We start from the raw sequence: 26,801 nt of genomic DNA, 5'->3' as shown, positions 1-26,801 counted from the left end.
CGCTATGCGCTTCTTGAAATCGCATGAGTAACACCTCCTGCCCGAACATCGTCTTTCTCATAAAACGCCTCCATGGACGTTTTATATAACCGGACAGGTAATGTGCTCCTACACCGGACGGTTAATGTGCTCGCAACACAAAAAAAGCCTCGCAATTGACATCGCACGGTGCGCTGGATACAATCATATTCGCTTAATTTTTCGGGGGTTCTAAAAATCCGGTTTGAAAGAAATTAACAGTAGATTCCCGGCAATGTTCCGGTTTTTTGTCGTTTCCGCCCTGGCCGCCATCCTCTTTGCGCCGGCGGAGGGACACGCCCAAAGTTCGCTCGAAGGGCGCGTCAAGGAATACCGGCTTAAAAACGGCCTCCACCTGATCGTCCTCCAGCGCAGCGGCGCTCCCACCTTTGCGGCCTACATCCGCTTTTTGGTCGGGGGGGTGGACGAACAAACCGGCCAAGCCGGCGTGGCCCACATTTTGGAACATATGCTCTTCAAAGGGAGCAAGCGGATAGGCACCGCCGACTGGAAGAAAGAAGAACCGCTGATAGCCAAAGTGGAAAAGCTGGGGGCCGCGTACGACGCCGAAAAGCTCAAAGGGGCCAAGGCCGACCCGAAAAAACTGGACACGCTGAAAGCCGACTTGCAAAAAGCGCTGGATGCCGAGCGGAAGTTCATCCGCGGAGACGAGATTAGCGAGATATACCAGAGCAACGGCGGCCAGGGATTTAACGCCTTCACCGCGCAGGACACCACCACCTACCTCATAAAACTGCCGGCCAACCGGTTCGAGCTGTGGGCCTGGATGGAGGCCGACCGCCTGAAAGAGCCGGTGCTGCGCGAATACTACGCCGAACGCGACGTGATCATGGAAGAGCGCCGCCGCAGCGTGGACAACAGCCCCGAAGGGACGCTCTACGAAAACTTCCTCGCCGCCGCCTTTACCGCCCACCCCTACCAGACGCCGATCATCGGCTGGGCCAGCGACATCGACTACATGCCGCTCGGCGCGGTGAAAAGCTTCCTCAAGACCTATTACTCGCCCAACAACATGGTGGTCTGCATCGTGGGGGACCTTGACCCGGATTACGTTTACAAAACGGTCGACCGCTACTTCGCCAAAATTCCGCCGCAGGTTATCCCCCCGCGTGTGACCACCGTGGAGCCGCCGCAGATCGGCGAGCGCCGCGTAACCGTCCGGTTCGACGCCAAACCGCAGGCGATCATCGGCTTCCACAAACCGGTGCGCGAAGGCAACATCGACTATGTGTTCGACGTGATCGACTACATCCTGACCCACGGGCGCACCTCGCGCTTCTACAAATCGCTGGTGCTGGAACAGGGCATCGCCGCATCGGTCAGCGGCTGGGAGGGGCCGGGCAGACGGTATCCGAACCTCTATATGCTCCAGGCGGTTCCGCGCGAACCGCATACCCTCGCCGAGATGGAAACGGCGATCTACGCCGAGATGGACCGCCTCAAGACCGTGCCGCTCACCAAGGAAGAACTTGAAAAAGTGATCAACAACGTGGAGGCGGGCTACCTCCGCGGCCTGCAATCGAACAGCGGCATCGCCCACTACATGTCGGAATACGCCGTCATCGAAGGCGACTGGCGCGAGATGGTGCGCTATGTGGACAACATCCGCAAGGTCACGCCGGAAGACGTGATGGCGGCGGCGAATAAATATTTCACGCCGGAAAACCGCACCGTGGCGACGCTGGCGCCGCTCAAAAAGGACGCCGCGCAATGATGCTGAAGAAAGCGCCGGCGATTGCCGCCCTCCTCCTCTGTCTGGCCACCGCCGCCTTCGCCGGGCAAGAAGCCCCGCAACGGCCGGAAGGTCTTGCCTATCCCCCGTTGACCTTCCATCTGCCGAAGACCGTCCGGGTACAGTTGAAAAACGGCATGACGCTGCACCTGCTGGAAGATCACGAACTGCCGCTGGTGAACATACACGCGATGGTCCGCATTGGAAGCGCGTGGGAGCCTGCCGACAAGGCGGGGCTGGCGTCGCTCACCGGCTCGATCTGGCGCGCGGGAGGCGCCGAAGGCCTCTCCCCCGGCGCGCTGGACGAAAAGCTGGAATCCATGGCGGCGGTGCTGGAAACCTCCATCGGATCCGAAAGCGGAACCATCGCCCTGAACGTGATGACCCACAACCTCGATGAGGGGCTGCGGCTGTTTGCCGCGGTCATCCGCGCCCCGGCGTTCGACGAACAGCGGTTCGCCACGCTGAAATCCCAGATGCTCGAAAACATCGCGCGCGAGGAGGATGACCCCGAAACGCTGGTGGACCGCGAATTCCGCCGCCTGCTTTTCGCGGGGCACGCTTTCGGCAACGTGCCGGATACGGCCTCGGTGAAACGGATTGCCCGCGCGGACTGCGCCGGATTTTACCGCCGCCACATCGGCCCTGAAAGCTTCATCGTCGCCATAAACGGCGATTTCAACGCGGACGACATGGTGCGCCGTTTCGAGGCGCTCTTCGAGGGCTTTCCCCCCGCCGCCGCGGCGGTGGGGCCGTTGCCGGAACTCCCCGCGGACATCACCCCCGGCGTGTACCTTTTGAATAAACCCTTGCCGCAGACCGGCATCCGGATGGGACACTTCGGCGTCAGCCGCAAAAGCCCCGATTTCGACGCCGTGCGCGTGATGAACTACGTGGTGGGGGGCGGCGGTTTCGCCAGCCGGATGCTGAAGGAAATCCGCACCGTGCGCGGGCTGGCCTACAGCGTCTATTCCTATTTCGGCATGAGCGACGGCACAAAAGGGGCCTTCATGGCGGGGGGCGAAACCAAAGCGGCCAGCACGCATGAATTCGTTGATACCGCGCGCGCCATCATGCGCGGCGTCGCCGCCGACGGCATCACGGAAGCGGAACTGGCGATGGCGAAAGAGGCGCTTATCAACAGCTTTGTTTTCGCCTTCGACAAAAAAGCCGATGTGGCCCAGCGTTACGCATGGATGGAATATTACGGCATGCCGGATGACTATCTGGAAGGGCTGCGCGGGCGCATCCAGAAAGTGACGATGGCCGACGTGAAACGCGTGGCGCGGCAATACCTCCAGCCGGACCGGATGGTGATCGCGGCGCTGGGCGACGGAAAAATCATCGGGGAACAGTTGGAAAAAATCGGGCGGGTGCAAACCATAGAGCCGGCCAAATGAAGGAGAAAATCCTTCAGGCCGTCCGAAAAATTCTGGCGAGCGGCGACGACCCGCATAAAATAGCGCTGGCCTGCGCCATCGGCTTTTTTGTGGCCTTCTTCCCGGTGCTCGGCGTCCATACCGTTATGGCGCTGGCGCTGGCGTGGCTTTTCCGCGTCAGCCCCGCCATCACCCTTGTTGCGACATTAATCAACAATCCGTGGACCATCGCCCCCATGTACGGCGGCAGTCTCTGGTTCGGCATGCTGGTGACCAACACCGAAATCCACGGCTTCAATATCCATTGGAACGAGCTGAACTGGAGCCTCTTTGTGGAATTGGTGAAGCTGGTCGGCATCCCCTTCGTGATCGGATGCCTCGTGCTGGGCGCGGTTACCGGCGTGGCGGGCTATTTCCTGATCCTCCGCATGGTCATTGTTTACCGGCGCAAAAAAACCGCTGAGGGGCGCGAAGCGCAATAATTATGGATCCTTGGCTGCTGTTCCACCTCGTCCTCCTTTTCATCCTGCTGCTGATGTCCGCCTTTTTTTCGGCGGCGGAGGTGGCCCTCTTTTCGCTTTCCCGCCTGCAGGTGGAAAACCTGCGCGAACACGAAGGAAAAGCGGGCCGCGGCGTCGCCGCCCTGCTGGAAAGGCCCCGCCGCCTGCTGGTGACCATCTACACCGGCAACGAACTGGTGAACGTTTCATTCGCCGCCGTCTCCACCATCGTGGCGTTGCACTTCTTCCAGGAAAGCGGCGTGGCGGTGGCGGTGGGTGCGTCCACGCTGGTGTTGCTCATGTTCGGGGAAATCTCCCCCAAATCCTTCGCCCTGAAATACGCCGAGCGCTACGCCCTCTTCGCCGCCGGCCCGCTTCAGCTTTTCGCCCGCATCATCTTCCCCTTGCAGGCGGCCATCACATGGATCACCAACCGCGCCCTCGGCAGCGCCAGCGAAAAAAGCGGCGAAGGAATCGCCGGCATCACCGAGGACGAGATTAAAACGATGCTCGACCACGGCGAAGACAAAGGGGTTATCGAAGCGCTGGAAAAAGAGATGATCCTCAACGTCTTCGAGCTGGGGGACATCACCGCCATCGACGTGATGACTCCCCGCACCCAGCTTTTCGCCGTCGACATTGGGCTGGGAACCGCCGAGATCGCCCGCCGCGCCATAAACTCGAATTTTTCCCGCATCCCCGTTTACCGCGGCGCCATCGACCATATCGCGGGGATCATCTACACCAAAGACCTGATGAACCCCGCCCTGGCCGCCGCGGAACGCCCCGAAGACCTCCTGCGCGAGGCCTACTTCATCCCCGGCACCAAAAAAGTGGACGAACTGCTGCGCGCGTTCCGCAAAGGCAAAATCCACATGGCGGTGATCCTGGATGAATACGGCGGCGTGGAGGGAATCGTCACGCTGGAGGACATCCTTGAGCGCGTGGTGGGCGAGGAGCGCGCCGCCTCCATGAACGGCGTGAAGCAGGTGGATCAGCGGCATTTTCAGATAGCGGGCCGCATGCCGATGGAAGACTTCAACGAGCACTTCAACGCGGCGTTCGAACACGAAGACATCGAGACCATCGGCGGTTTTGTATTCCACCTCTTCGGGCGGATGCCCCGCTGGGGGGAATCGGTGACGCATGGCCGCTTCACCTTCACCGTGCAGAAGCTCAAGGCGGCCCTCATCTCGCAGTTGCTGGTGACGGTGGCCGATGAACCGCCGCCCGCGGAAGGCGGAGAGGAGGAAGGCAAATGATGGAACTGCCGGTAACGCTCATTCTCGTGACCATCTGCGTGGTGATGGAGGGCTTTTTCTCCGGCACCGAGTTGGCCCTCATTTCGCTCAACCGCCACCGCCTGGCCCACCTGATAGAGCAAAAGGATTCCGCCGCGCTGCTGCTGGAACGCCAGTTCAAAAATCCGGCGAACCTGTACGCGACGACCTCCATCGGCACCAACCTCTTCGTGGTGACCGGCACCGCCATTATGACCGCGTACGTCAGCCGGCTTGATATGATCGACCCCGACCTCTGGACCGTCCTCATCATGTCGCCGGTCACGCTCCTCTTCGGCGAGATTTTCCCCAAGGCGCTGTTCCAGATGTGGGCCGACCGCATCTCTTACCTCGCCGTCTATCCGCTCGCTTTGGCCCAAAAGCTCTTCACCCCCGTCCTTTGGATCACGGCGGGGGGCACCAAGGCGCTGATGCGGATCGCCGGCGTGGAGGAGGGACACGACATCCGCGAAGTGAGTCTGGAGGAAATTCGCCACATCCTCCGCGTCGGCGACAAAAAACTCGACCTGCACCCCGACGAGCAGAAGATGATCAACCGCATCTTCGGACTGCGCAACATCACCGTGGAACAGTGCATGGTGCCGCTGATCCATCTCACCGCCGTGGAGCGCAACGAACCGATGGAAAGCGTGCGGCGCAAATTCGAGGAAACCCGGTTCTCCCGCATGCCGGTCTTCAGCGAAAGGTTTTTTAACATTATCGGCATCGTGAACGCCTTCGACATCCTGCGCTACGGTTCCGCCGCGCGCACCGCCGCCCCCATCACCCGCCCCGCCTTCTACGTCTACAAAAAGAAAAAAGTGGACGACCTCCTTTCCGAGATGCAGCAGACCGGCGTGCAGATGGCCGTGGTGGTGAACGAATACTCCGACGCCATCGGCATCGTCACCCGCGAAGACATGGTGGAGGAAATTTTCGGGGAGATAGAGGACGAATACGACCGCGAGCAGGAATCGCCGCAGGCCCGCGAAACCGCCCCCAACCGCTGGGTTGCCGACGGCACCGCCGAGATCGACCACCTCAACGACCGCTTCGGCCTCAACCTGCCGCTGGGGGACTACGAGACCCTCGCCGGCTACATACTCACCTCGCTGGACCACATTCCGCGCAAAGGCGAAACCGTTACGCTGGAACTTTACTCCTTCCTTATCCGGGAAGCGACCGAGCGCGGCCTCAAGCAGGTGGAGATAACCCGCAATCCGGCGGTGCAGGCGTGAACAGGATCACCAACGCGGAAGCGCTGGCCCTGCTGCAAAGCGGCGATCTCATCGCGCTGGGAAAGCGGGCGGACGAAATGCGCCGCCGTTTCCATCCTGATAACGTCGTTTCCTACATCATTGACCGGAACATCAACTACACCAACATATGCGTCTCCGGCTGCCTCTTCTGCGCTTTTTTCCGCACCGCCAAATCGGACGAGGGATACATCCTCCCCTACGAGGAGATCAAACAAAAAATCCATGAAACAAAAGAACTCGGCGGCATCCAGATTCTGATGCAGGGCGGGTTGCACCCGGCTTGGAAAATCGGCGACTACGAAAACCTCCTGCGCCGGATAAAGGCCGATTTCGACATCCACCTCCACGCCTTCTCCCCGCCGGAAATCCGCCACATCGCCGCGCTAAGCGGCCTTTCAACGGAAGAGACCATCCGCCGCCTGAAAGAAGCCGGGCTTGACAGCATCCCTGGCGGCGGCGCGGAAATACTGGTGGACCGCGTCCGCAACCGGCTCTCCCCCAACAAATGCTCCGCCGCCGAATGGCTGGAGGTGATGCGGACCGCGCACAAGCTCGGCCTCAAAACCACCGCCACCATGATGTTCGGCCACATCGAAACGCTGGAGGAGCGCGTGGAGCATTTGGAAAAATTGAGGGAATTGCAAGACGAAACCGGCGGCTTCACCGCCTTCATCCCTTGGCCCTTCCAGCCGGACAACACCCCGCTGAAAAACAAGGGAATACGAAAGAAAATCGGCGCGCTGGACTACATCCGGACGCTCGCCGTCAGCCGCATCTTCCTCGACAACATCCCGAACATCCAGGCATCGTGGGTGACGCAGGGAAGCAAGGTGGCGCAGATGGCGCTCTTCTTCGGCGCGAACGATATGGGAAGCACCATGATAGAGGAAAACGTGGTTAAGGCCGCGGGCGTTTCGTTCCGCCTTGGTGAAAAGGACATCCGCCGCCTCGTCCGCGACGCAGGCTTCATCCCCCGCCGCCGCGCGCAGGACTACGCGCTGCTTCCCGAACCGGCGGGGGTATAACCGGATGCGGCGGTTCGCGCTGCTGGCCGCCGCGCTGCTCTTCCTCGTGCCAGCCGCTTCGCGCGCGGATCAATACGTTGTCAAAGGCCCGTTCGCCGTGAAAAAGGTCATCGATGGCGATACGCTGGAGTTGGCCAACGGCGAACATATCCGCCTCATCGGAATCGACGCGCCGGAGCTGCACCACCCGGAACTGCCGGTACAGCGATTTTCCCGTGAGGCGGCGGATTTTTTGCTGAAAACGTTGGATGGCCAAAACGTAACGCTGGAAATCATCCCCGGCGATGAGCGCGATCCCTACCACCGCCTGCTCGCCTACGTCTATGCGGGAAAGAAGATGCTGAACGAAGAACTGATCCGCAACGGCTATGCCTTTGCCTATGCCAAGGGGACACACCCGCGGCTGACGCAATTCCTGGGGCTGGAAAATGAGGCCCGCCGCGCGCACCGCGGGCTGTGGGACTATTCCCCGCGCGACGGACGGCTGGCGAACATCATCGAACGCTACGGCGCCTTGAACCCCGAAGGGCGTGATCAGTTTGATGCGGCGCTCGATGGAATAATAGTCCGCTATCCGCTGGAACCAAAAACCGCGCCGCCGCCCTCCCCCGCCGCCGCGATACCGTGGCGGGAGGCGGAGAAGCATGAAGGGAAAACGGTAACCGTCGAGGGACTTATCGCCGCCACCCACAACAGCGGCAAGGCCTGCTTCCTCAACTTCGATAAAGACTACAAGCACACCCTCACACTGGTGATATTTGAAAAAAGATTCGCCGCGTTCCCCAAAAATCCCGAACGCTACTACAAGGGAAAAACGGTGCGGGTGACCGGAACCGCCATCCGCCACGGTGGCCGCCCCGAGATCATCCTTGAACGCCCCGAACAGATAGCCGTTCTCAAATAGCCGGATTTCGCGCAAATTGGGCAAATAGGGCGATGCAATAAATATTAGCCTGCAAGTATGATATTATGCACAATTGGCGAAAAAGTTTTATCGTATTTTTGTGTAACACTTGATATTTTGCGGATATAGGGGACAATGTGGATGGCATTTTTATTGCAACATAATTAAAAGGTTCAATTCGCGAACTAAGGTGAGAGAAACTGCGAGGCTGCATGGGGGTGCTTGTCCGGGCACCCCTTGGCAAACGGCAACGCAGGGCATTAAGCGGGGAGTTTAAGGAACATTCTGCATGGATTATATTGAATAATTTATGGAACAGTTGACAAAAAAATCGGGGGGTATCTCCCCAAAAATCCGCAGAGAGATGCCGCTCGGCAATCAACAAGAATTAACCCGGCGGTTGCGCGAAGCTGAGCGCGCCATGAACATCGCCGCCGTTCTGGCCGCGCCGGATGGAACGCTGGATCAGAGACTCAATCTATGCCTCGCACTGGTTCTGCAGCAATTCGAGGCGGAACGCGGCTCCATCATGCTCATCGACCGCGAGACCCGCGAGTTGGTGGTGCGCGCCTCGATTCCGGGCCGGGTGCTGGGCTACCGCCAACCGCTGGCCGGTAATTCCATCGCCGCGCGGGTCGTTCAGCAGGGGGAAATATTCAACTGTGAGGCAACCGCCAAATGCGGGCTGGCCTCCCTTATTACCCACAAAGATTATAAAAAAGAGGCCTTCATCGTCTATCCCATCGCCTGCAAAGGAGGGGTGTTGGGAGTGTTCAATATCACCGATAAAAAGACGGGCGTTTTCACCGGTGAGGATGAAGAGGCCTTGGGCCGCTTCATCGACCGCATCGCGGCAACCATAGAAAACGCCGAGTTGCACGAACGGCTCATGCTCAACGAACAACGGTTGAACGAAGCGAAGGAATCCTACCATCGGCTCGTTGAGTTGGCCCCCGACCCCATCGTCATCCATGCCGATGGTACCATTCTCTACGCCAACGATGCCTGCGTGCGGATAGTTGGCGGAACCAAAGAGGATATCGCCGCAAACAAGCACCTGCGCGATTACCTGCACCCCGATTCTTTGCCGAAGTTGCGGGAACGCCTCCGGTTGCAAACCACCGAGGCGGAATCGCTTCCCCCGGTGGAATACCAAATGTTCGGCGCGGCCGGCGCACTGCTTACAATTGAGGTCATGTCGTCCCGCGTCGTTTACAACGGCCAAAAAGCGTATCAGGCGATTTTCCGCGACATCAGCCGCCGCAAGGCCGAGGAAGCCGAGTTGCGCCGCGCCAAGGAAGAAGCCGAACAGGCCACCGCGCTGAAAGACTCGTTCGTCTCCCTCGTTTCGCACGACCTCAAAACTCCGGTTGCCCTTATCCTCACCATGCTTCAGGTGGCGCGGAAAAACGCCGACGGCGTCTTGGAAGAACAGGATCGCCTTATGCTGAACCGCGCGCAGGAAAACGCCGAGGCAATGCAGAACATCATCGAACGGCTGCTCGACATCAACCTGCTGCAAACCGGCAAGCTCACCGCGCGCAAACGGTTCTTCGATCTTGCGGCGCTGGTGCATGAGGCCGTGGCGGTGGCCGCCCCGCTGGCGGCGGTCAAAGAAGTAACCATATCCGTGGCAATCCCAACCGGACGCCACATCTACGCCGATCATGAACTGATCTGGCAGGTCATGGAAAACCTGCTTTCCAACGCCCTGAAGTTTTCCCGCCCCGGCGGCACCGTGACGGTGGACGCGCCGAAGGACCGGCAGTATACCTTTGCCGTGGCGGACAACGGCGTTGGCATCAAACAAGAGATGATCCCGATGCTTTTCAGGCCGGATGTGAAAACCACCACCCTCGGCACCGGCGGCGAAAAAGGAACCGGGCTTGGCCTCCCTTTCTGCCATGAAGCAATTACCGCCCACGATGGCACGATCACGGTGGAATCGGAAACGAACAAGGGAACCACCTTCCGCGTCGCCCTGCCGGATACGCGTCCCACAATGCTGGTGGTGGATGCCAATGACGAAGACCGCGCCCTTATCCGCAAGTTTCTCGGCCACCTGGAAGCTCATGTCATTGAAGCGGAGGGGGAAGGGGAAGCGTTGCGCAAGGCGGCGGCGGACAAACCCCACCTCATCGCCGCCGGTATTCACTTTGAAAACAAAAACGGCACAACCCTGCTTGAATCGTTGCGGGATACCCCCGCCACCCGGCTGATACCGGTAATCGCGATGACCACAGACGCCTCCATGGAAAACCGGGAGCGGGCTTTTTCCCTCGGCGCGAAAGACGTTCTCGCCAAACCGCCGCGGGAACAGGATTTCATCCACCGCATCAAGCGCCTCATTTACTGCTAGGCCATTCCGCCCGGTTCGCCGCCCACAGGTGATTTTTCCCCCGGAAATCATTTATACTGGGGCCTGCCCTAATAAAAAAGGAAAAATCCGATGATTAAAGGTTCCATCGTTGCGATAGTTACCCCGTTCGACGGCGGCAAGCCGGACAAGGCCCGCCTCGCCGAACTGGTCGAATGGCATGTGCAATCCGGCACCAACGGCATCGTGCCGTGCGGCTCCACCGGAGAAGCGGCCACGCTCGATTACGAGGAGCATATCCAGGTGATCGAGTGGGCGGTAAAGGCCGCCGAAGGGCGGATGAAAGTGATTGCCGGCACCGGCAGCAACGCCACCGCCGAGGCGATAGAGCTTTCCCGCCGGGCAAAGGATGCGGGGGCCGACGCGTTGCTGCTGGTTTCGCCTTATTACAACAAGCCGACGCAGGAAGGGATTTACCAGCACCAGATGGCGATAGCCGACGCGGTGCGGATACCGCAAATCCTTTATAACGTGCCGGGACGCACCAGCAGCACCATCCTGCCCGAAACGGTGGCGCGGCTGGCGAAGCATTCCAACATCATCGGCATCAAAGAGGCCGCCGGATCGGTGGAGGCGGCCATCGACATTATGGCGATGTGTCCGAAAGAGTTCGCGCTCTACAGCGGCGACGATTTCATCAACTATCCGCTCCTGGCGGTCGGGGCCAGCGGCTCCATTTCCGTGACGGCGAACGTGCTGCCCGAAAAAATGGCGAAGATGCACTCCCTCTTCTTTGAGGGGAAGCTGAAGGAATCGCTCGCCCTGCACTACGAAATGCGGGAGATGAGCAAGGCGATGTTCCTTGAAACGAACCCGGTGCCGGCGAAGACCGCCCTTGCCATGATGGGCAAGATCAAAGAAGGGGTGCGGCTGCCCCTCGTCGGCATGGCCCCCGCCACCCGGCAAAAGCTGGAGGCCGTTTTAAAGTCCTACAAGCTGATCTGAACGATGGGGGCGGCGCCGGCCGCTCCCGCTTTTCCGGAGCGCGCGATGGCCACCAAAAAAAAGATCGCCTGCCCCCATTGCCGGGGGGAAATGGAGACGTGGGCCAACCCGCTCCCCACCGTCGACATCATCATCGAGATGCCCGTGGAAAAAGGGATCATCCTCATCCACCGCCGGAACGAGCCGCGCGCTTGGGCGCTGCCGGGGGGATTTGTCGATTACGGCGAAACCCTGGAACACGCCGCCGAGCGGGAAGCGAAGGAAGAGACCGGCCTGGCGCTGACGAACCTGAAACAGTTCCGCGCCTACAGCGACCCCAAGCGGGACGCGCGCGCCCACACCATCAGCATGGTCTTCACCGCCACGGGGGACGGCCTGCCCGCGGCGGCGGATGATGCCGACGGCATCGGAATATTCAACGAAGACTCCCTCCCCGCCGACATCGCCTTCGACCACCGGCAAATACTGGCCGACTACTTCGCCGTCCGCCGATAACAGGGTGTTGAAAAATTCGGTGTCATGCCGGGCTTGACCCGGCACCCAGACATACTTTCAAAGCTATCATTTCTTGTCATCCTGAGCCGCAGGCGCAGGATATCTTTCCGGAAAGGGATTCTTCGCTGCGCCCAGGATGACCGGAGCGGCGGGGTTAGATGGCCTGCCCGCCGACACGTGGAACGCTTTGGCTTACGCGGCCAACTGATGCGGTGGCCGGAAGCGGCTTTATCTTCGGCTGGCTTGCCGGCGCGGCCGTGGCCGTTTCATCCGCGACCCCAAAACTTTCAAATTCGGGTGGCGTTTTGCCGCGATTCTGAAAATATTTCTGGGCAACCTGCGGAAAGAGCGCCGTCACCATCACATCCTCATCGCTCATATCGGGATAGCGCTGGTGCAGTTTTTCCATTTCCGGTTCCAAAAGATCGGCGGGGCGGCAGGTAATCGGCTCCTCCCCTTTCAAGACCCTCTGCTTGAGCTCTTCGTTCACCGGGCCGGGCAGTTTGCCGTAGCGGCCGCGGAGTATCTCGCGGGTTTCATTCGCGATAACCTTGTACCGTTCGCGGGTAATGACATTGAGCACCGCCTGGGTTCCCACGATTTGCGAGGTGGGAGTCACCAGCGGCAGGAAACCGAGGTCGGCGCGCACGCGGGGAATTTCTTCCATCACTTCGCTCAGCCGGTCCAACGCCTTTTGCTGCTTAAGCTGGCTTTCGAGGTTGCTTATCATTCCGCCGGGTATCTGCGACTTGAGGATGTTCACGTCGACGCCGGTAAAAGAAGACTCAAACTGCGCGTACTTCCGGCGCACGCCGCCGAAATAGCGGCTGATGCCGATCAGCCGGTCGAGGTCGAGACCGGTGTCGTGCTTGGTTCCTTGCAGCATCGCCACCACGGTTTCGGTGGGCGGGTGCGAAGGTCCCTGCGAGAGGGTGCTGGTGGCGCAGTCCAGAATGTCCACCCCGGCCTGGATGGCGCGCACAAAGGTCATATTCGCAAAACCGCTGGTGCAGTGGCTGTGCAGGTGCAACGGAGCTTTTACCCCGCGGCTTTTTATTTCGCTGATGAGGGTGTAGGCCGCCTCGGGGGCCAGCAGACCCGCCATATCCTTGATGCAGATCGTGTCGGAGCCCATCTTCTCCAGTTCCACCGCCAAGTCGACAAACACCGCCGTGCTGTGCAGCGGACTGGTGGTGTAGCTGATGGTTCCCTCCACATGCTTGCCCGCTTTTTTCACCGCTTTGATGGCGGCGGTAAGGTTCCGCATATCGTTGAGCGCGTCGAAAATGCGGAATATGTCGATTCCGGCGTCCGCCGCCAATTCCACGAAGCGGGCCACCACGTCGTCGGCGTAGTGCCGGTAGCCCAGCAGGTTCTGGCCGCGCAGCAGCATCTGGAAGCGGGTGTTCGGCATCTTCTTGCGCAAGAGGCGGACGCGCTCCCACGGGTCTTCATTCAGAAAGCGGATGCAGGCATCGAAGGTGGCGCCGCCCCACATTTCCACCGACCAATAACCGGCCTTGTCCATTTCCTCGGCGATCGGGAGCATATCCACGGTGCGCATCCGGGTCGCCAGCAGCGACTGATGCGCGTCGCGCAAGGCCACTTCTGTTATATAGACTTTCTGTCCGCTCATTGCCCGCTCCTGCTATCCTGGTGAACCGCGCGCGCCAAAGCTCCCGCCGCCGTAAGCGCAAAAAGGGGGGTCTGGGCGCCAATTCCAAGGTTGTACATACCGGGGGGGGATTCTAACAGTTCCGGGGCCGCCGTACAAGAAAACGTTTTTCGCCGCCGTATTTTTTAATATGTGGCCGTCCCCCGCCGGAAAACCGGCGGCTCCGCGAAAAAAAATGTGCGCCGGAGTTTTACCGGCGTTATACTTCCCCCTATGCAAACCATGAAGGCCCGGGCGCGGTGATACGGCAGGCGAAACTCTCCGACACCAAGGATATCCTGCGGCTCATCCGCCACTGGGCAGACAAGGGGAAAATGCTGCACCGCTCGCTCAATGACATCTACGAGCGGATCCGGGATTTCTATGTATATGAAGATGAAAACGGCCGGGTGATCGGCGCCGCCGCGCTGGCCGTGGTGTGGGAAGACATCGCCGAAGTCCGCTCGCTGGTGGTGGAGGAAAGCGAACAGAAAAAAGGGGTCGGCGGCCAACTGGTGGAAAAATGCGTGGCCACCGCGCGGGAGATCGGCGTCAAGGAGCTGTTCGCCCTCACCTACGTGCCGGGGTTCTTCAAGCGGCTCGGGTTCAAGGAAATCGACAAACAGACCCTCCCGCACAAAATATGGTCCGACTGCGTCCGGTGCCACAAGTTTCCGGACTGCGACGAATCCGCCGTTTCCATCGCGCTGACGCCGAACGGCGAGGGCTGAAACCGGCTTATTTGCGCTGATATACGGTGGTGGCGTTGCGCCCCGCCGTCTTCGATTCGTAAAGCGCGTCGTCGGCGCATTTGATCATTTCACGCGCGGTATCGGCGTCGGCCGGGTATTCGGCGAGGCCTATGCTGAAGGTGACCTGATAGCTGCTTCCCTCGTGGGGCAGCGCCGTTTCGGCGAATTTTTTGCGCAGGCGGTCCACCAAATGGAAAGCGCTCTCCTTCTGCGTGTCGGGCAGAAGAATGACGAACTCCTCCCCGCCGTAACGGCAGGAGAAGTCCGAATCGCGCAAGCCCGCTTTCAGGAATTTGCCCAAGTGGATAAGCACCTGGTCTCCCACCAAGTGCCCGAACTTGTCGTTAAAATCCTTGAAGAAGTCGATATCCAGCATCGCCACGCAAAAATTCTTTTTATAACGGTGGGAATGCGAAACCATCTCGCTCAGTTTTTTATCGAAATAGCGGCGGTTATTCAGGCCGGTGAGCGAATCGGTGTACGCCTCCATCCGGTAGCGCGACGCGCGCATGAGCATCGCGGTCACGCGCATCACCAGTTCGTTCGGATCGAACGGTTTGGTGATGTAGTCGTCCGCGCCGTCCTGAAATCCGCTCATCTTGTCCTGAATGCCGCCGCGGGCGGAGAGGAAGATGAACGGGATATTGCTGGTGCGGCTGTTCTTGCGCACCTCCTGGCAGAACTGGAAGCCGTCCATCTCCGGCATCATGATGTCGGAAATGATCAAATCCACTTCGCTCGCTTCCACGGCGGCCAGCCCCTCTTTGCCGTTGGAGCCGGTCGTCACCTCGAAGCCGGACCGTAAAAGGATCGTCCGGATCAGGTTGAGCATCTGGGGGCTGTCTTCCACCACCAGAATGCGCGAGTTGGTCATAACAGTCATAGGGGGAAATTCTACCTCAAATTCCGGTACCGCAGGCTCCCTTTTTTATTTACTTTTTTGCGCTTTTACAATAGCTTTTAACGATTATGAATATGCCGAAGCTCTTGCACAAAATCGCCCCTTCGCTGAAGGAAGCATTGAAGGAGGATGCTTACAATAACGATATTACCACATCGGCCTGCGTAACAATGAGCCAGGCCGGCACGGCGGTGGTTATCGCCAAGCAGGATATGACGCTGGCCGGGCTGCCGGTCTTTGCCGCCGTCATGCGGCTGGTGGACCGGAATATCGGGGTGACGCCGCGCTATAAGGACGGTCAAACCGTCAAAAAAGGGAGCGTGATTGTCTCGCTCCGGGGGAAAAGCGCCGCCATCCTCCGGGCCGAACGGGTGGCGCTCAACTATCTGCAACGGCTCTGCGGCATCGCCACGCTCACCGCCCGCTTCGCACGGGAGGCCAAGGGGACAAAAGCCGTCATCCTCGACACCCGCAAAACCACCCCCGGCCTGCGGCTGCTGGAAAAATATGCGGTGCGGTGCGGCGGCGGCCAAAACCACCGGATGGATCTCGCCCATATGCCGCTGATAAAGGAGAACCACATCCGCGCGGCGGGCGGCATCGCCAACGCGGTGGCGCGGGTGAAACGGCTGGGCAAACGACCGGTGATACTTGAAGTAACCAACCGGGCCGAAGTGCTGCGGGGGCTGCGCGCCGGGGCCGACATCCTGCTGCTGGACAACATGACCCCCGCGCGGGTGCGCGCGATGGTGAAGCTCATCGGCGGCAGGGCTCTGGTGGAAGTTTCCGGCGGCGTGAATCTAAAGACGGTGAAACGCTTCGCCCGGGCGGGGGCCGACCGGATATCGGTGGGCGCCCTCACGCACTCCGCCACGGCGGCGGATATCTCGCTTCTATTCCGCGACTGATTTCAGCAGCGCCGCTTCCAACGCCGCATCCGGCTTTTCCCGATACTGTGGCAGCGGCGCGATATTAAACGCCGGCATATCCCCCAATGCTTCGGCGGCGGCCGTCAGGTTGCGGCATCCACGGATGACCGCCCCGCGCGAATCGAGGTTGAAAAACCGCGTCCGGGGAGCGGCGGCGATAAGTTCGTTGAAGGTCTGGAGATAGCCGCGCAGGTTGGCGGCGGTATCCCCCTCCCCTCCTCCTTCCAACGAAACCGTAAGCGGCGGCGCGAAACCAAACGCCGCATCCAGCATCCCCTGCTCCCCGGCGGCGGCCAGCGGCGTTTCACTGGCATATTGGGCAAGGGTGTCGCGGTTGTACGGCATCCCTTGGGAAAAAGCGAAATCCTGCCCCGTAAAAAAAAGCGGCCCCGCGCCGGCCCGCAACAGCATATCAAGCGCCAGGCACGATACCGATCCCCCGGCGCCGGAACTCCCCCGGCCCGGCAGCAACGGCTCCGCCCCGGCAAAAAGCGTATGCCTCTCTTGCAACATCAAATAACGCCGCCCCCGGTACATCGCCACCACCGCCGGATGGGTGGTGGGAATGAAAATCAGCGGTGCATCCGGCATCCCCCCGGCGAAATGGAAAACCGACATCGGCTGCGGGTCGGCCGAGATGACGGCGTGACAGCGGATGCCGTTGCGGGCCAAAACCCCCGCGGCGGTATCCACGGCGATAACGTGCGCGCGGTTCCGCAGCCGGTCGAGATGGCGCAGGGCGCGGTCCAACGATGGCCCGGCCCCCGCCACCACCGCCGGTTTTCCGGCAAAAACGGAAAAAAGCGACGCCACGCCGGGACTGGCGGCGATGGCCGGAATGTTCGCGGCGATATTGCGCCGCTCCTGTTCGCGGAAAAATGCGGAAAACCGCCGCTCCGATTGTATGGTCTCCAAAATGTTTCGCAGGTTGCCGAAAGATTGCGGAAGGATGCGGAATGATGGCTGGTGAATGAGGATTTCGTATCCTTCCCCCGCGGCAAGCAATCCCGCCAGCCGGGCCACGACCGCCGCTTCGGTATCGGCGGCGATCAGCGTGAGGCGCGGATCCCTCAGTAACGCGGCAAGATCGCGGCCATGCAACGCGGCGCCCACCAGCGGCAGGCTCGCCTCCACCACCACCAGCTTTTGCAGCGCGGTGGATGCCAGCAACGCCTCAAGGTGATAGCCGAGGCCGAAGCCGTACACCATCACGCGGGGCATGCCTTCGGCGGCGGCGGCGAATTTTTTTCCTTCCGCGCGCGGATCCACGGCGGAGGCCACCGCCACGCCGTTGATCTTTAGCGTGGGATCGCCCGACGCGGCCGTTTCAAGCGTCGGCGGGGGCAATAGTTCAACCGCGCGTAAAACATCCGCCGGAAGGAAAGGGCTGTTGCTCTTGAAGAAATTCATTGGGTTAAAGGATTTTTGCACGCCGCGCGGCGCAACGTCAATGCCCCCCTCCATGACGGCGCGCCATTTTTTTTAGTGCGCCGTTTCCCCGCCCATCCCCCGGTGAAAACCGGTACAATGGGTTATCTATACAACACATAACGGCACGGCAGATGGAAAACGCGCTACAGGTAGAAAACCTCACCAAAAGTTACGACGGGCACAACGCCGTCAATGGAATTTCCTTCGCCATCGGTGAAGGGGAATTCGTCGGCCTGCTGGGGCCGAACGGCGCGGGCAAAACCACCACCATCAAAACGCTCACCGGCCTGGTGAAACCAACCGGCGGAAGCTTCCGGTATTTTGGCAGCGATTTTATCGAACGCCACCACGAAGCTAAAAGGTTCATCGGCGTGGTGCCGCAGCATAACAACCTCGACCGCGATCTCACCGCCCGCGAAAATCTCCAGATGCACGCCATCCTTTATGGCATTCCCAAAAACGCGCGCGCGGCGAAAATCGGCGAAGCGCTGGAATTCGCCGGCCTCGCGGAGCAGCGCGATAAACAGGTCAAAACGTTTTCCGGCGGCATGATGCGCCGCCTCGTCATCGTCCGCGCCCTGCTGCACGGCCCGCGCATCCTTTTCCTCGACGAGCCGACATCCGGCCTCGACCCGCAGATGCGCCGCAACCTCTGGGATTTCATAGTGAAGATAAACCAGGCCAAGCGGATGGCCATCCTCATGACCACGCATTACATCGAAGAGGCGGAACGCCTCTGCCGCCGGGTGCTGTTCATCAACAGCGGCCTGATCGTTGCCGAAGGGGAACCGCAGGCGCTGAAGCGGGAGGTGGGACATTATGCGCTGGAAATTTTCAGGGAAGACGGCATCGACGAGCAATTCTTCATGACCAAGGAAGCGGCGCTGGACGCCATCCGCGGCCAACACCACCCCTGCAAAGTGCGGGAAGCGACGCTGGAAGACGTCTTCCTCAAGCTCACCGGCAGGAGGATCAATGTTTAACGGCATCCACGCGGCGCTCTACCGCGAGATCACCGTCTACCGTAAACGGGCAGGCCGCCAGTTGCTCGCCTCGTCCGTGTCGCCGCTGCTGTTCCTCATCGCCTTCGGCTGGGGGTTCGGGCGCGACGTATCGGTGGGCGGCCTTTCGTACATGCAGTTCCTCATTCCCGGCCTTATCGCCATGAACGCGCTGAACCAGAGCTATGGCATAGCGCAGGAGATCAACATCGCCCGTTTCTACCTGCATGTCTTCGACCAATTCCTGACCGCGCCGGTAACTCCCGCGCAAATCGTGCTGGGCGAAGCCCTGTACGGCGTCATCAAGGCGCTGATCGCCACCCTCGTCATTTTCATCTATGCGCTGCTCTTCGGCGTAACGCTTTCCCCCACCCCCGCGTTCGCGCTGGCGCTGCTGCTGCACGCCTTCTGCTTCTCCTTCTTCGGCGTTTTCGCCGCGATGGCGGTGCGCGACCACAGCCAACAAAACAACATCAACACGTTCCTCATCACGCCGATGGTTTTTTTCTGCGGCACCTTTTTCCCCGTGGACAAGCTGCCGGCGGGCTTCAGTTACCTCGTCGCGGCGTTCCCCCTCACCTACTCCACCAAGTTGATCCGCGCCACGCTCACCGGCGGCGCGGTGAACTGGTTTCACATGGGGCTGCTGGCCGCTTTCACAGCCATCGCCTACCTGCTGGCGCTGGAAGCGGTAAAACGCGTGGAGGATTGACCCGTTCAGTTCTTTCGATTATGAGGGTAATAGGCGATAATATCCGGCAGGAGGGATAATTAATGGCGATTCTATTGGAAGTCATCGAGTGGCCGGATCCACAACCGGACGAAATGATCAACCGCTTTCCGCCGCACGGCTCGGCGGACATCAAGCTGGGGGCGCAACTCATCGTGCGCGAATCGCAGTCGGCGGTTTTTTACCGCGACGGCAAGGCTTGCGATAATTTTGGGCCTGGCCGCCACACGCTGGCCACCTTCAACCTGCCGATCATCACCAAGCTTTTTTCCGCCCCGTGGGCCTTTGAAAGCATCTTCAAGGCGGAGGTCTACTTCATCAACCACAAATCCTTCATCAACCTGAAATGGGGAACGCGCGAGCCGGTCGCCTTCCGCGACAAAGAGCTGGGGCTTATCCGCCTGCGCGCGTTCGGCGCGTACAGCTGCAAAATCACCGAGCCGATGCTTTTCATCAACCAGCTTGTGGGCCGCGAGGCGAAATACACCACCCCGCAGATTGAAGATTACCTGCGCGAAATCATAGTCAGCCGCGTCAACGACCTTTTCGGGGAGACGCTCGACACCATCCTGAACCTCCCCTCCCGCTACGAAGCCTTCGCCGCGCAACTCAGCACGCGGCTGCAAAAGGAATTCGGCAAATTCGGCATCGAACTGCTCGACTTCTACATCAACTCCATCACGCCGCCGGACGAAGTGCAAAAGATGATAGACGAGCGCGGCGGCATGGCGGCGGTAAAGGATTTGGACCAGTTCCTGAAATTCAAGCTGGCAAAATCTCTGGAAGCGGGCGGCGCGGGCCAGGAAGGCGCGGGCATGGGCGTGGGGATGGGCGTGGGGATGATGATGCCCGGCTTTATGAGCAAAGCCTTCATGCCGGATCAGCAGAACCTGCAAAACTCCGGCGTGAAAACGGTGCAATGCCCCGAATGTCTGTCGCACACCCCCGAGAGCAGCCGCTTCTGCTACAAGTGCGGCCACCAGATGAGCCCGATGAACAGTTGCCCCAACTGCGGCAAAGTGATTCCGGTACACGCGAAATTCTGCATGGAGTGCGGCTTTGACCTCCATGCGAAGACCGTCTGCGCCAAGTGCAAAACACCGCTTCCCCCCGCCACCCGTTTCTGCACCAACTGCGGGGAGAAAACGGGCTGACGCCGCGTGGCTTTCTACATATCGGCGCGCTGCCCCGAGTGCGGCGCTCCCGCCCGCCATCCGGAAGGGGCGTTGACGTTTAAATGCCCCTTTTGCGCCAGCGTCCTGCGGGTGAAAGACGAAGGAACATTTCTCAAGTACATCATCCCCGCGCGCGTATCCCCCGCCGAAGCGCCGCTGGCGGTGAAACGGGCGATGCAGGCGGGAAAAGTGGGCGGCCTGCGCACGGTGCGCAGGATCATCACGTTCCACAAACCGTTCTGGTACTGCAAGGGGATGCTTTTCTTCGCCTTCGCGGACGAGCGAATGGACGTATCATCGGCGCCATTGACAACAGATGAAAACAACCCTCCCCCGCAACATGCATTCACCAACGCCATCCGCGCCGCCGCCCGCGCCGCGGACGTGATAGCCAAAACATGGAGCCACACCTTCGCCGCGAACCCCGCGCTGGCCGTCCCGCTACGCACCCTCGGCATCCAGGCCGAAGTGCTGACGCTGGAACCCTACGACAGTGAACAGTACAAAGAAACGCTCGTGGCCCCCATCACGCTGGACCGGGCGGCGGCTGAAAAAATGGCCATGGACGCGGCGCTGAACAACATGAACATGGACCGGAAGCGTTACTCGTACTCCAGCCTCAATTTCATCGGCGAAAAATATTTCATCATTTACTACCCGGTGCTGGCGGCCATCTGCGAAGGGGATGGCGGATTCATAACCGTACTACTGGACGGCATCAACAAAAACTTTATCGCCGCCACGCCGGGAAAAGAAATCATCGACGAAACCGGCGCGTGGGAACATGCGGCGGCCCGTTTCAGCATCATCACCCACCGCTGCCCCAATTGCGGGCACGATCTGGAGCCGGGCGGCTTTGACATCGTTTTTTATTGCCGCTCCTGTTTCAGCCTCTGGCTGCTGGAAGGCGGCGACTACCGCCGCCTCCCCAAAAAAGCGCTGAAAAGCACGCTAGCCCAAGGAACCGTCTATATCCCCTTCTGGCGCTTTACGCTGGAATTGGACAACAGCGTTTCAGGCGAGCGGTTCAGCACTGTGGGCGAACTGGCGAAGCTGGTGAAAGGGGGCGACCTCTACCTGCGCGGCATCCCCCCCGAAAACCCGATCGTTTTCCACCTGCCGGCGCTTACCACTTCAAACGCCACCGCGGCGCTCAAGCTGGCGGCCCGCATATGCGGCGCGCAAAAGGAAATGCCCTTCGACGACGTGGAGGAATTTCCCCATGCCACGTTTCAGGGGGCATCTCTGCCGCTTGATGAAGCGCGGCAAATGCTGCCGGTGGTGGCCTTCTCGGTCATCGGGCGCACCGACCGGAAGACGGTCGACTTCTACAATTCAATGACGGTGCGCGATACATCGGCCGATCTGGTCTGGTACCCCTTCGAAGAAAAGGGAACGATGCTGATCGATCAATTTCTGGGGTTCAACATTTCCAAGCGGGGAATGAGCGCGGAGGTTTACTGAGCCGTGGGCGGCCCCGCATTGATGGCGTCGAGCACGTCGGCGATCAACTCGCGGTCTTTTTTAAAAACCTCTTTCGTCTTTTTGATGGTGTGGTAATACGAAATGGCGGTCGCCAGCGCAAAGAAGAGATGGAAATTTTTGTTCGCTTTTCCCATATGCACGGCCCCGCCCAGCACCGTCATTGCGATGAGCAGCGTAATGGTCGTCATGCAAAAGGGAAAGAGCGCTTTTTTGAACGGCTTGGTGCGCTGAAAATATTCCGCCGGGAGCCCCTTCCCCATCACCGCCTCCTTGATGCCGGCGCCGGTCACGACAAGGTAGAACATCACGGCCACCAGCGCGAAAAGACCGATCACGGCCGCGGCGAGTCCCAACGGAATATGGTAGTACAACATCTCCGGAAAAACCGGCACGAAAAAGCCGAACACAATCGCGGCAACGGTCAACAACGCCGCAAACGTGTTGAGGTGGACAAAGAGCGACGCGATCCGCGTGGCGGGAAGCTTGCGCCCGGCGCTATCCGCCATATCCGCCGTTGCCGGTGCCGTCATTTTTCCCGCGTGACCCGTTTTTGGGCGGCTACGATGCGCAAAACCCGTTGCTTGATCAGGGCGGCCAACCGCGCCTCCCCCCGCACGCCGAAGTCGGCGGCCAGGGCTTTGCTGGGCATGGTGGCGCGGGCCATTTCGCCATGCCCTCCGGCGCTCCCCAAATGCCCGAACGCGCGCCGCATGGTTTCCCCCGCGTCGATGCGCGGGTTGAGCGCGCGGGCCGAAAAGGTGGTGAGCCGCCCGAAGTTCCCCCAGACCAGCGCGAACCCCGCGTCGCCGATCTGGAGCACGAAATCGGCCAGGCGCGGGACAAGGTCCTCCTTATGCACCCTGCCAAGGGAAACAAACAGCGCGCCGCGCTCGATATGGTGGTGTTTCAGGGCGCGAATAAACACATCCACCTCCTGCGTTTTGAGGCACGGGCGTTCCATCAGTGAAATCATCCGGTGATCCGCCAGCGGCCAAAGCGCGCCGAACGCCCGGAAATCCTCCGGCGAAACGCCGCGCCCGAACAGCAGCGTATCGGTCTTTACGGCGTAATAGAGCGCGGTGGCGAGCCGGGCGTTGACCTTGAGCCCGGCGGCATCGAGATATTCGGTCATCATGCTGCTGGTGGCGCCGTAGTCCGGCTGGATATCGACGTACGGCACGTCATACAGTTCCGCCTGCGGGTGGTGGTCGATGACGATGCGGACGTTGCCGGCGGGCCGCTTAAAATAGGCTGGCTGCACGTCAACCAGGGCGACCTGCGGCGCGCGCCGGAGCGCGGCGGAGGTGACGGTCTTAACCTTGATGCCGAGCAGCGATATCATGCTGACGTTCTCGTTGCGCGACACCCCTTTGAACGTGACAATGGGGGTATTGCGGCGGCTGCGCCCCAGCAAATGGGTAAGCGCCAGGGCGCTGCCGATGGCGTCCGGGTCGGGATCGTTTTGCGTGAGTATCCAGAGCGGCCGTCCCGGATCGACGCACCGCCGCATCAGGACGACCCGCTTGCGCAGTTCCAGCAGTTTCCACCGCTGCATCACGGCGGGACGGAAAAGATCAGCGCCGCCGATGATCGCCACATCCGGCATCGCCGCGAGGCGTTCCCGCTCCGCTTTGGGCATGGCGGCGGCCTCGACCACGAGTATTGGCGCGGCCGGCAAGGCGGTACGCACCTTTTTCAGCGCATCGGCGGCGCCGCGCGCAACGCAGATCACCACACGCTCGGTCCCCCGGGGACGCATCGTCTTTAACGCCGCGAAGCGGTGCAGGGCGCACCGCCCACGGGGGAGCGCCTTCTTGAAGCCGGCGATGGGGCGGTTGCCGTGGACAAAAACCGTAACGTCGTCCTTTTCGCCGGCCACGCCCGCAAGCGTGGCGGCCAAGGCGTTACTGTCGGTGATGATGATGTGACGCAATAAGAATTCCCCCGCTCCGGCCGCGCTATGGTCAGCCGGTGGTGGAAACGTACATCCCTTTGGACTGTTCCCTGATGCCCTGAACCACCTTGCCCCCCTGCTGGCGCACAAGCCCCACGGTTTCTTTCACTGTGGTGCTGGTGGGATCGGCATGGGGACGGCCCTTTCCGGCCTCCAGGCGCTGGCTGTTCTCGAAGGTTACCTTGGTGACGCCGGCGGCCTGTTTGCCGCGGTTATGCCCCTCATTGCTGCTGGTGACATTGGGAATAATGGGGTGGATGAGCTTCCCCTGTATAGTTGCATCGACGATTGTAGGCATCGCGCCCCCTTTCGTACTCATATTACTCCCGCCGCCCAGCCTTGTAAAGCGGCTCAGCCATTGTAGTCCATCACGGTCACTTCGTACTCCTCGTCCGGCATTTCCTTGATAACCCGTATTTTGAATTTGAACTGCCGTTCGCTCTCAAGGCGTTCCAGATAGTCGTTTTCCTCCTCGTACAAGGCGGCGGCTATGCGGGGCGGCACTTCCAGCAGGATTTTCTTGGCGTTCGGCTTCTTGCGCGTGGCGCGCTCGATCTCGCGGAAAATTTCGTAGCAGACCGTTTTGGGGCTTTTCATCAGCCCCTTTCCTTCGCAGTGCGGGCAGGGCTGGCAAAGAACTTTGGCCAAGCTTTCCCGTGTCCGCTTGCGGGTCATTTCCACCAACCCCAGCTCGGATACCCGCATGATGTTCGTGCGGCTCCGGTCGGTCTTCAGCGCCTGTTCGAGGGTCTTGTAAACTTTCTCCTTGCTCGGCTCCTTCTCCATGTCGATGAAATCGATGATGATGATTCCGCCAAGGTTGCGCAGCTTGAGCTGGTAAACTATTTCTTTCACCGCTTCCAGATTGGTTTTCAGAATGGTCTCTTCCTGGTTGCGTTTGCCGACAAATTTGCCGGTATTCACGTCGATGGTGGTGAGCGCCTCGGTCTGGTCGATGACGATATACCCCCCCGACTTGAGCCAAACCTTGCGCCCGAGCGCGCGCTCTATCTCAAGCTCCAGCCCGTACCCCTCGAAAATCGGTTCCCCCCCGCGGTACAGTTCTATCGCCGCGTGGGCCTCGCCGATGACGGTGTTCATGAATTCCACGCTGCGCTGGAAATCTTCCGGCGAATCGATAACAACCCGGTCCACCTCGCGCCCGCAGAGATCGCGCAACGAGCGGAGCACGATATCGAGGTCGCGGTGGATGAGCGAGGGGGCCTTCGCCCGCTCGTTCTTCGCCTGAATTGTTTCCCACATGCGGGAGAGGAAATCGATGTCGCGCTTGAGTTCTTCCCGCGTCACCCCTTCGGCCGCGGTGCGGACGATGAATCCGTGGGCGGGGCTCCGCAGCTCATCCACCAGCCTCTTCAGGCGCTCGCGCTCGGCCTGGTCTTCTATGCGGCGCGATACGCCGATCTGCGCCGCCAGCGGCATGAAAACAAGGTAGCGCCCCGGCAGGGTGATAAATGAGCTGATCCGGGTTCCCTTGGTGCCGATGGGGTCTTTCACCACCTGCACCATGATCTCCTGCCCCTCTTGCAGAATGTCCTCGATGGGCGGGGTTTCCTTCGGGGCGGCAATATGGTTCGGCAGTTCCTCCAGCAGCGAATCGTTTCCTTCATGCCCGTCGGGCGATTTGCCGAAATCGGGGACAATGCCGTACTCCGTGAGGTTGATGTCGCTCTTGTGGAGAAAGCCGGATTTTTCCAGCCCCACATCGACGAACGCCACCTGCATCCCCGGCAGCACCTTGGTCACGCGGCCGCGATAGATGTTCCCCGCGATCCCTTTTTCCTTGGTTCGCTCGATGTAGATTTCGCTGATGCTGCGGTTTTCCAGAAGCGCCACGCGGGTTTCATACGGCTCCACATTGATGATTATCTCGGAGCCCATTCATCCCCCCTTGGTCCGCCGGAAAACGTTGATATAACAGGCCCGCCGCTTTGGCTTGCTTTACGCGGGCCACGCGCTTAGAATTATACATATGTTTGGATTAGGTTTCAGCGAGTTATTGCTTATCTTTCTTATTGTCTTTATTTTGTTTGGCGCCAACAAGTTGCCCCAACTGGGAGCCGGCATGGGTCAGGCCATCCGCAACTTCACCAAAGCCATGAAAGGTGATGACGGAAAAGACGACAAGAAGGACGCGGCGGAATCCAACACCCACAAACCCGTCTGACGGCGTTTTAGGGGTATGTGGCCAGCCTCCCGCGAGACGGGAGGGTTGTTTTCAAACCGGGAGGAAAAGCCTGATGTTCGGAATCGGCGCGCCGGAAATGGCCCTCATCGCCGTGCTTGCCCTCATCTTCATCGGCCCGGCAAAGCTCCCCGAAGTGGCCCGCACCCTCGGCCGCACGTATAAGGAATTCCAGAAAGCCCTGGATGGCCTGAAAGAGGAAATCGCCGCCCCCGCGCGGGAAGCGAAACTGCACATGGAAAAATCGCTGGAGGAAGATGAAATCCGCAAGATAAAGGCGGAGATCATGGAAGCGAAAACCACCGTGGAAACATTCAAACGCAAACCGCTGGATGCCATCACCCCCGAAGAGGCCAAGCCGGACGCCCACCGCTCCGGACAACTCAACTGACCCGCGCCACCCACCTCCAAGTGGGTACATGATAAATCATGTACCTCGGCCCAAGGGGCCGACTCTGTTTGGCGCGTTGCGCCAATGTACACGTTAAAACGTGTACCCACCTGGAAAAGTTTAAAATTCCTTGAAATCGTCGTCGTCGAACGGGATGACCTCTTCGGCCTTCACCGACTTCGGCCCTTTCGATGCTTGAGCCGGGGCCGGAGCCGCCTTGCGCGGCGCGGGAAGCCCCTTCGGCTTCGCCATCGGCTTCG

The 26,801-nt window shown here is 60.1% G+C and carries 26 protein-coding genes; 18 read left to right on the top strand and 8 right to left on the bottom strand.

Features of this window, described 5'->3' with window-relative positions:
• Window positions 1-253 precede the first annotated feature (253 nt).
• From HZA03_05615 to HZA03_05570, 10 genes are all read left to right on the top strand, one after another.
• On the top strand, window positions 254-1,753 hold the full coding sequence (locus HZA03_05615; protein ID MBI5637431.1) for an insulinase family protein: 1,500 nt from the start codon (window positions 254-256) through the stop codon (window positions 1,751-1,753).
• Window positions 1,750-3,171: an insulinase family protein gene (locus HZA03_05610; GenBank protein MBI5637430.1), complete on the top strand. Its 1,422-nt coding sequence runs from the start codon at window positions 1,750-1,752 to the stop codon at window positions 3,169-3,171. The genes HZA03_05615 and HZA03_05610 overlap by 4 nt, the downstream gene beginning before the upstream one ends.
• Window positions 3,168-3,632 (top strand): DUF2062 domain-containing protein, encoded by a 465-nt coding sequence (locus HZA03_05605; protein ID MBI5637429.1) that lies wholly within the window; start codon window positions 3,168-3,170, stop codon window positions 3,630-3,632. Before HZA03_05610 ends, HZA03_05605 begins: the two co-directional genes overlap by 4 nt.
• Before the next feature lie 2 nt (window positions 3,633-3,634).
• Window positions 3,635-4,912 carry an HlyC/CorC family transporter gene (locus HZA03_05600; protein MBI5637428.1) on the top strand — a complete coding sequence of 426 codons (1,278 nt, stop codon included), beginning with the start codon at window positions 3,635-3,637 and terminating at the stop codon, window positions 4,910-4,912.
• Window positions 4,909-6,168, top strand: a complete 1,260-nt coding sequence (locus tag HZA03_05595; GenBank protein MBI5637427.1) for an HlyC/CorC family transporter — start codon at window positions 4,909-4,911, stop codon at window positions 6,166-6,168. The genes HZA03_05600 and HZA03_05595 overlap by 4 nt, the downstream gene beginning before the upstream one ends.
• A complete protein-coding gene (mqnC, locus tag HZA03_05590; protein MBI5637426.1) occupies window positions 6,165-7,214 on the top strand; it encodes a dehypoxanthine futalosine cyclase in 1,050 nt (349 codons plus the stop codon). The genes HZA03_05595 and mqnC overlap by 4 nt, the downstream gene beginning before the upstream one ends.
• Before the next feature lie 4 nt (window positions 7,215-7,218).
• Window positions 7,219-8,118, top strand: coding sequence for a thermonuclease family protein (locus HZA03_05585; GenBank protein MBI5637425.1), 900 nt, complete (start codon window positions 7,219-7,221; stop codon window positions 8,116-8,118).
• Window positions 8,119-8,428: 310 nt separating this feature from the next.
• On the top strand, window positions 8,429-10,477 hold the full coding sequence (locus tag HZA03_05580) for a PAS domain S-box protein (GenBank protein MBI5637424.1): 2,049 nt from the start codon (window positions 8,429-8,431) through the stop codon (window positions 10,475-10,477).
• 90 nt (window positions 10,478-10,567) lie between these two features.
• Entirely contained in the window at window positions 10,568-11,440 is an 873-nt protein-coding gene (locus tag HZA03_05575; protein ID MBI5637423.1) for a 4-hydroxy-tetrahydrodipicolinate synthase, read from the top strand.
• 45 nt (window positions 11,441-11,485) lie between these two features.
• A complete protein-coding gene (locus HZA03_05570; GenBank protein MBI5637422.1) occupies window positions 11,486-11,935 on the top strand; it encodes an NUDIX hydrolase in 450 nt (149 codons plus the stop codon).
• Window positions 11,936-12,089: 154 nt separating this feature from the next.
• Here the strand turns inward: HZA03_05570 and HZA03_05565 are convergent, their stop codons facing one another.
• Window positions 12,090-13,571, bottom strand: coding sequence for a pyruvate carboxylase subunit B (locus tag HZA03_05565; protein MBI5637421.1), 1,482 nt, complete (start codon window positions 13,569-13,571; stop codon window positions 12,090-12,092).
• Between the two features lie 278 nt (window positions 13,572-13,849).
• Between HZA03_05565 and HZA03_05560 the strand changes: the two genes are divergently transcribed.
• Window positions 13,850-14,320, top strand: a complete 471-nt coding sequence (locus tag HZA03_05560; protein MBI5637420.1) for an N-acetyltransferase — start codon at window positions 13,850-13,852, stop codon at window positions 14,318-14,320.
• A 7-nt stretch (window positions 14,321-14,327) separates the two neighbouring features.
• On the opposite strand, the gene HZA03_05555 is transcribed toward HZA03_05560, so the two are convergent.
• Complete coding sequence (locus HZA03_05555; protein MBI5637419.1) at window positions 14,328-15,224, bottom strand: diguanylate cyclase; 897 nt, start codon at window positions 15,222-15,224, stop codon at window positions 14,328-14,330.
• Between the two features lie 92 nt (window positions 15,225-15,316).
• On the opposite strand from HZA03_05555, the gene nadC reads away from it, so the two are divergent.
• Window positions 15,317-16,150, top strand: coding sequence for a carboxylating nicotinate-nucleotide diphosphorylase (nadC, locus tag HZA03_05550; protein MBI5637418.1), 834 nt, complete (start codon window positions 15,317-15,319; stop codon window positions 16,148-16,150).
• Here the strand turns inward: nadC and HZA03_05545 are convergent.
• Entirely contained in the window at window positions 16,136-17,581 is a 1,446-nt protein-coding gene (locus tag HZA03_05545; protein MBI5637417.1) for a motility associated factor glycosyltransferase family protein, read from the bottom strand. The genes nadC and HZA03_05545 overlap by 15 nt on opposite strands.
• Window positions 17,582-17,733: 152 nt before the next feature.
• Here HZA03_05545 and HZA03_05540 point away from each other — a divergent pair, with 152 nt between their 5' ends.
• The 4 genes from HZA03_05540 (at window position 17,734) to HZA03_05525 (ending at window position 21,972) form a co-directional block, all read left to right on the top strand.
• Window positions 17,734-18,585, top strand: a complete 852-nt coding sequence (locus HZA03_05540) for an ABC transporter ATP-binding protein (protein ID MBI5637416.1) — start codon at window positions 17,734-17,736, stop codon at window positions 18,583-18,585.
• Entirely contained in the window at window positions 18,578-19,315 is a 738-nt protein-coding gene (locus tag HZA03_05535; GenBank protein MBI5637415.1) for an ABC transporter permease, read from the top strand. The genes HZA03_05540 and HZA03_05535 overlap by 8 nt, the downstream gene beginning before the upstream one ends.
• Before the next feature lie 62 nt (window positions 19,316-19,377).
• Entirely contained in the window at window positions 19,378-20,487 is a 1,110-nt protein-coding gene (locus tag HZA03_05530; protein MBI5637414.1) for an SPFH domain-containing protein, read from the top strand.
• Between the two features lie 6 nt (window positions 20,488-20,493).
• Window positions 20,494-21,972, top strand: coding sequence for a zf-TFIIB domain-containing protein (locus HZA03_05525; GenBank protein MBI5637413.1), 1,479 nt, complete (start codon window positions 20,494-20,496; stop codon window positions 21,970-21,972).
• On the opposite strand, the gene HZA03_05520 is transcribed toward HZA03_05525, so the two are convergent.
• Genes HZA03_05520 through HZA03_05505 form a run of 4 tightly spaced genes read right to left on the bottom strand, consistent with a single transcriptional unit; the run spans window position 21,966 to window position 25,846 of the window.
• Window positions 21,966-22,523 carry a hypothetical protein gene (locus tag HZA03_05520; GenBank protein MBI5637412.1) on the bottom strand — a complete coding sequence of 186 codons (558 nt, stop codon included), beginning with the start codon at window positions 22,521-22,523 and terminating at the stop codon, window positions 21,966-21,968. The genes HZA03_05525 and HZA03_05520 overlap by 7 nt on opposite strands.
• Window positions 22,520-23,926 (bottom strand): DHH family phosphoesterase, encoded by a 1,407-nt coding sequence (locus tag HZA03_05515; GenBank protein ID MBI5637411.1) that lies wholly within the window; start codon window positions 23,924-23,926, stop codon window positions 22,520-22,522. The genes HZA03_05520 and HZA03_05515 overlap by 4 nt, the downstream gene beginning before the upstream one ends.
• 31 nt (window positions 23,927-23,957) lie before the next feature.
• On the bottom strand, window positions 23,958-24,266 hold the full coding sequence (locus HZA03_05510) for a hypothetical protein (GenBank protein ID MBI5637410.1): 309 nt from the start codon (window positions 24,264-24,266) through the stop codon (window positions 23,958-23,960).
• A 32-nt stretch (window positions 24,267-24,298) separates the two neighbouring features.
• Window positions 24,299-25,846, bottom strand: a complete 1,548-nt coding sequence (locus HZA03_05505) for an Rne/Rng family ribonuclease (protein ID MBI5637409.1) — start codon at window positions 25,844-25,846, stop codon at window positions 24,299-24,301.
• A gap of 91 nt (window positions 25,847-25,937) precedes the next feature.
• On the opposite strand from HZA03_05505, the gene HZA03_05500 reads away from it, so the two are divergent.
• Together HZA03_05500 and HZA03_05495 are read left to right on the top strand one after the other, a co-directional pair.
• Window positions 25,938-26,132, top strand: coding sequence for a twin-arginine translocase TatA/TatE family subunit (locus tag HZA03_05500; GenBank protein MBI5637408.1), 195 nt, complete (start codon window positions 25,938-25,940; stop codon window positions 26,130-26,132).
• Between the two features lie 73 nt (window positions 26,133-26,205).
• On the top strand, window positions 26,206-26,541 hold the full coding sequence (locus tag HZA03_05495) for a twin-arginine translocase TatA/TatE family subunit (GenBank protein MBI5637407.1): 336 nt from the start codon (window positions 26,206-26,208) through the stop codon (window positions 26,539-26,541).
• 120 nt (window positions 26,542-26,661) lie between these two features.
• Here HZA03_05495 and HZA03_05490 read toward each other — a convergent pair.
• Window positions 26,662-26,801, bottom strand: a 140-nt coding sequence (locus HZA03_05490; GenBank protein MBI5637406.1) for a hypothetical protein, incomplete at its 5' end; no start/stop codon positions are given.

This window comes from Nitrospinota bacterium (genome assembly GCA_016217735.1).
Lineage (GTDB): Bacteria > Nitrospinota_A > UBA7883 > JACRGQ01 > JACRGQ01 > JACRGQ01.
The sequence above is the reverse complement of the archived record's forward strand: the minus strand, read 5'-3'. Positions and strand labels throughout refer to the sequence as shown.

What these genes read in the sequence shown, in the direction of transcription:
- HZA03_05615 (MBI5637431.1), top strand. Translation starts at nt 254, where the DNA reads ATGTTCCGGTTTTTTGTCGTTTCCGCCCTGGCCGCCATCCTCTTTGCG.
- HZA03_05610 (MBI5637430.1), top strand. Translation starts at nt 1,750, where the DNA reads ATGATGCTGAAGAAAGCGCCGGCGATTGCCGCCCTCCTCCTCTGTCTG.
- HZA03_05605 (MBI5637429.1), top strand. Translation starts at nt 3,168, where the DNA reads ATGAAGGAGAAAATCCTTCAGGCCGTCCGAAAAATTCTGGCGAGCGGC.
- HZA03_05600 (MBI5637428.1), top strand. Translation starts at nt 3,635, where the DNA reads ATGGATCCTTGGCTGCTGTTCCACCTCGTCCTCCTTTTCATCCTGCTG.
- HZA03_05595 (MBI5637427.1), top strand. Translation starts at nt 4,909, where the DNA reads ATGATGGAACTGCCGGTAACGCTCATTCTCGTGACCATCTGCGTGGTG.
- HZA03_05585 (MBI5637425.1), top strand. Translation starts at nt 7,219, where the DNA reads ATGCGGCGGTTCGCGCTGCTGGCCGCCGCGCTGCTCTTCCTCGTGCCA.
- HZA03_05580 (MBI5637424.1), top strand. Translation starts at nt 8,429, where the DNA reads ATGGAACAGTTGACAAAAAAATCGGGGGGTATCTCCCCAAAAATCCGC.
- HZA03_05575 (MBI5637423.1), top strand. Translation starts at nt 10,568, where the DNA reads ATGATTAAAGGTTCCATCGTTGCGATAGTTACCCCGTTCGACGGCGGC.
- HZA03_05570 (MBI5637422.1), top strand. Translation starts at nt 11,486, where the DNA reads ATGGCCACCAAAAAAAAGATCGCCTGCCCCCATTGCCGGGGGGAAATG.
- HZA03_05565 (MBI5637421.1), bottom strand. Translation starts at nt 13,571, where the DNA reads ATGAGCGGACAGAAAGTCTATATAACAGAAGTGGCCTTGCGCGACGCG.
- HZA03_05555 (MBI5637419.1), bottom strand. Translation starts at nt 15,224, where the DNA reads ATGACTGTTATGACCAACTCGCGCATTCTGGTGGTGGAAGACAGCCCC.
- nadC (MBI5637418.1), top strand. Translation starts at nt 15,317, where the DNA reads ATGCCGAAGCTCTTGCACAAAATCGCCCCTTCGCTGAAGGAAGCATTG.
- HZA03_05545 (MBI5637417.1), bottom strand. Translation starts at nt 17,581, where the DNA reads ATGAATTTCTTCAAGAGCAACAGCCCTTTCCTTCCGGCGGATGTTTTA.
- HZA03_05540 (MBI5637416.1), top strand. Translation starts at nt 17,734, where the DNA reads ATGGAAAACGCGCTACAGGTAGAAAACCTCACCAAAAGTTACGACGGG.
- HZA03_05535 (MBI5637415.1), top strand. Translation starts at nt 18,578, where the DNA reads ATGTTTAACGGCATCCACGCGGCGCTCTACCGCGAGATCACCGTCTAC.
- HZA03_05530 (MBI5637414.1), top strand. Translation starts at nt 19,378, where the DNA reads ATGGCGATTCTATTGGAAGTCATCGAGTGGCCGGATCCACAACCGGAC.
- HZA03_05520 (MBI5637412.1), bottom strand. Translation starts at nt 22,523, where the DNA reads ATGACGGCACCGGCAACGGCGGATATGGCGGATAGCGCCGGGCGCAAG.
- HZA03_05510 (MBI5637410.1), bottom strand. Translation starts at nt 24,266, where the DNA reads ATGAGTACGAAAGGGGGCGCGATGCCTACAATCGTCGATGCAACTATA.
- HZA03_05505 (MBI5637409.1), bottom strand. Translation starts at nt 25,846, where the DNA reads ATGGGCTCCGAGATAATCATCAATGTGGAGCCGTATGAAACCCGCGTG.
- HZA03_05500 (MBI5637408.1), top strand. Translation starts at nt 25,938, where the DNA reads ATGTTTGGATTAGGTTTCAGCGAGTTATTGCTTATCTTTCTTATTGTC.
- HZA03_05495 (MBI5637407.1), top strand. Translation starts at nt 26,206, where the DNA reads ATGTTCGGAATCGGCGCGCCGGAAATGGCCCTCATCGCCGTGCTTGCC.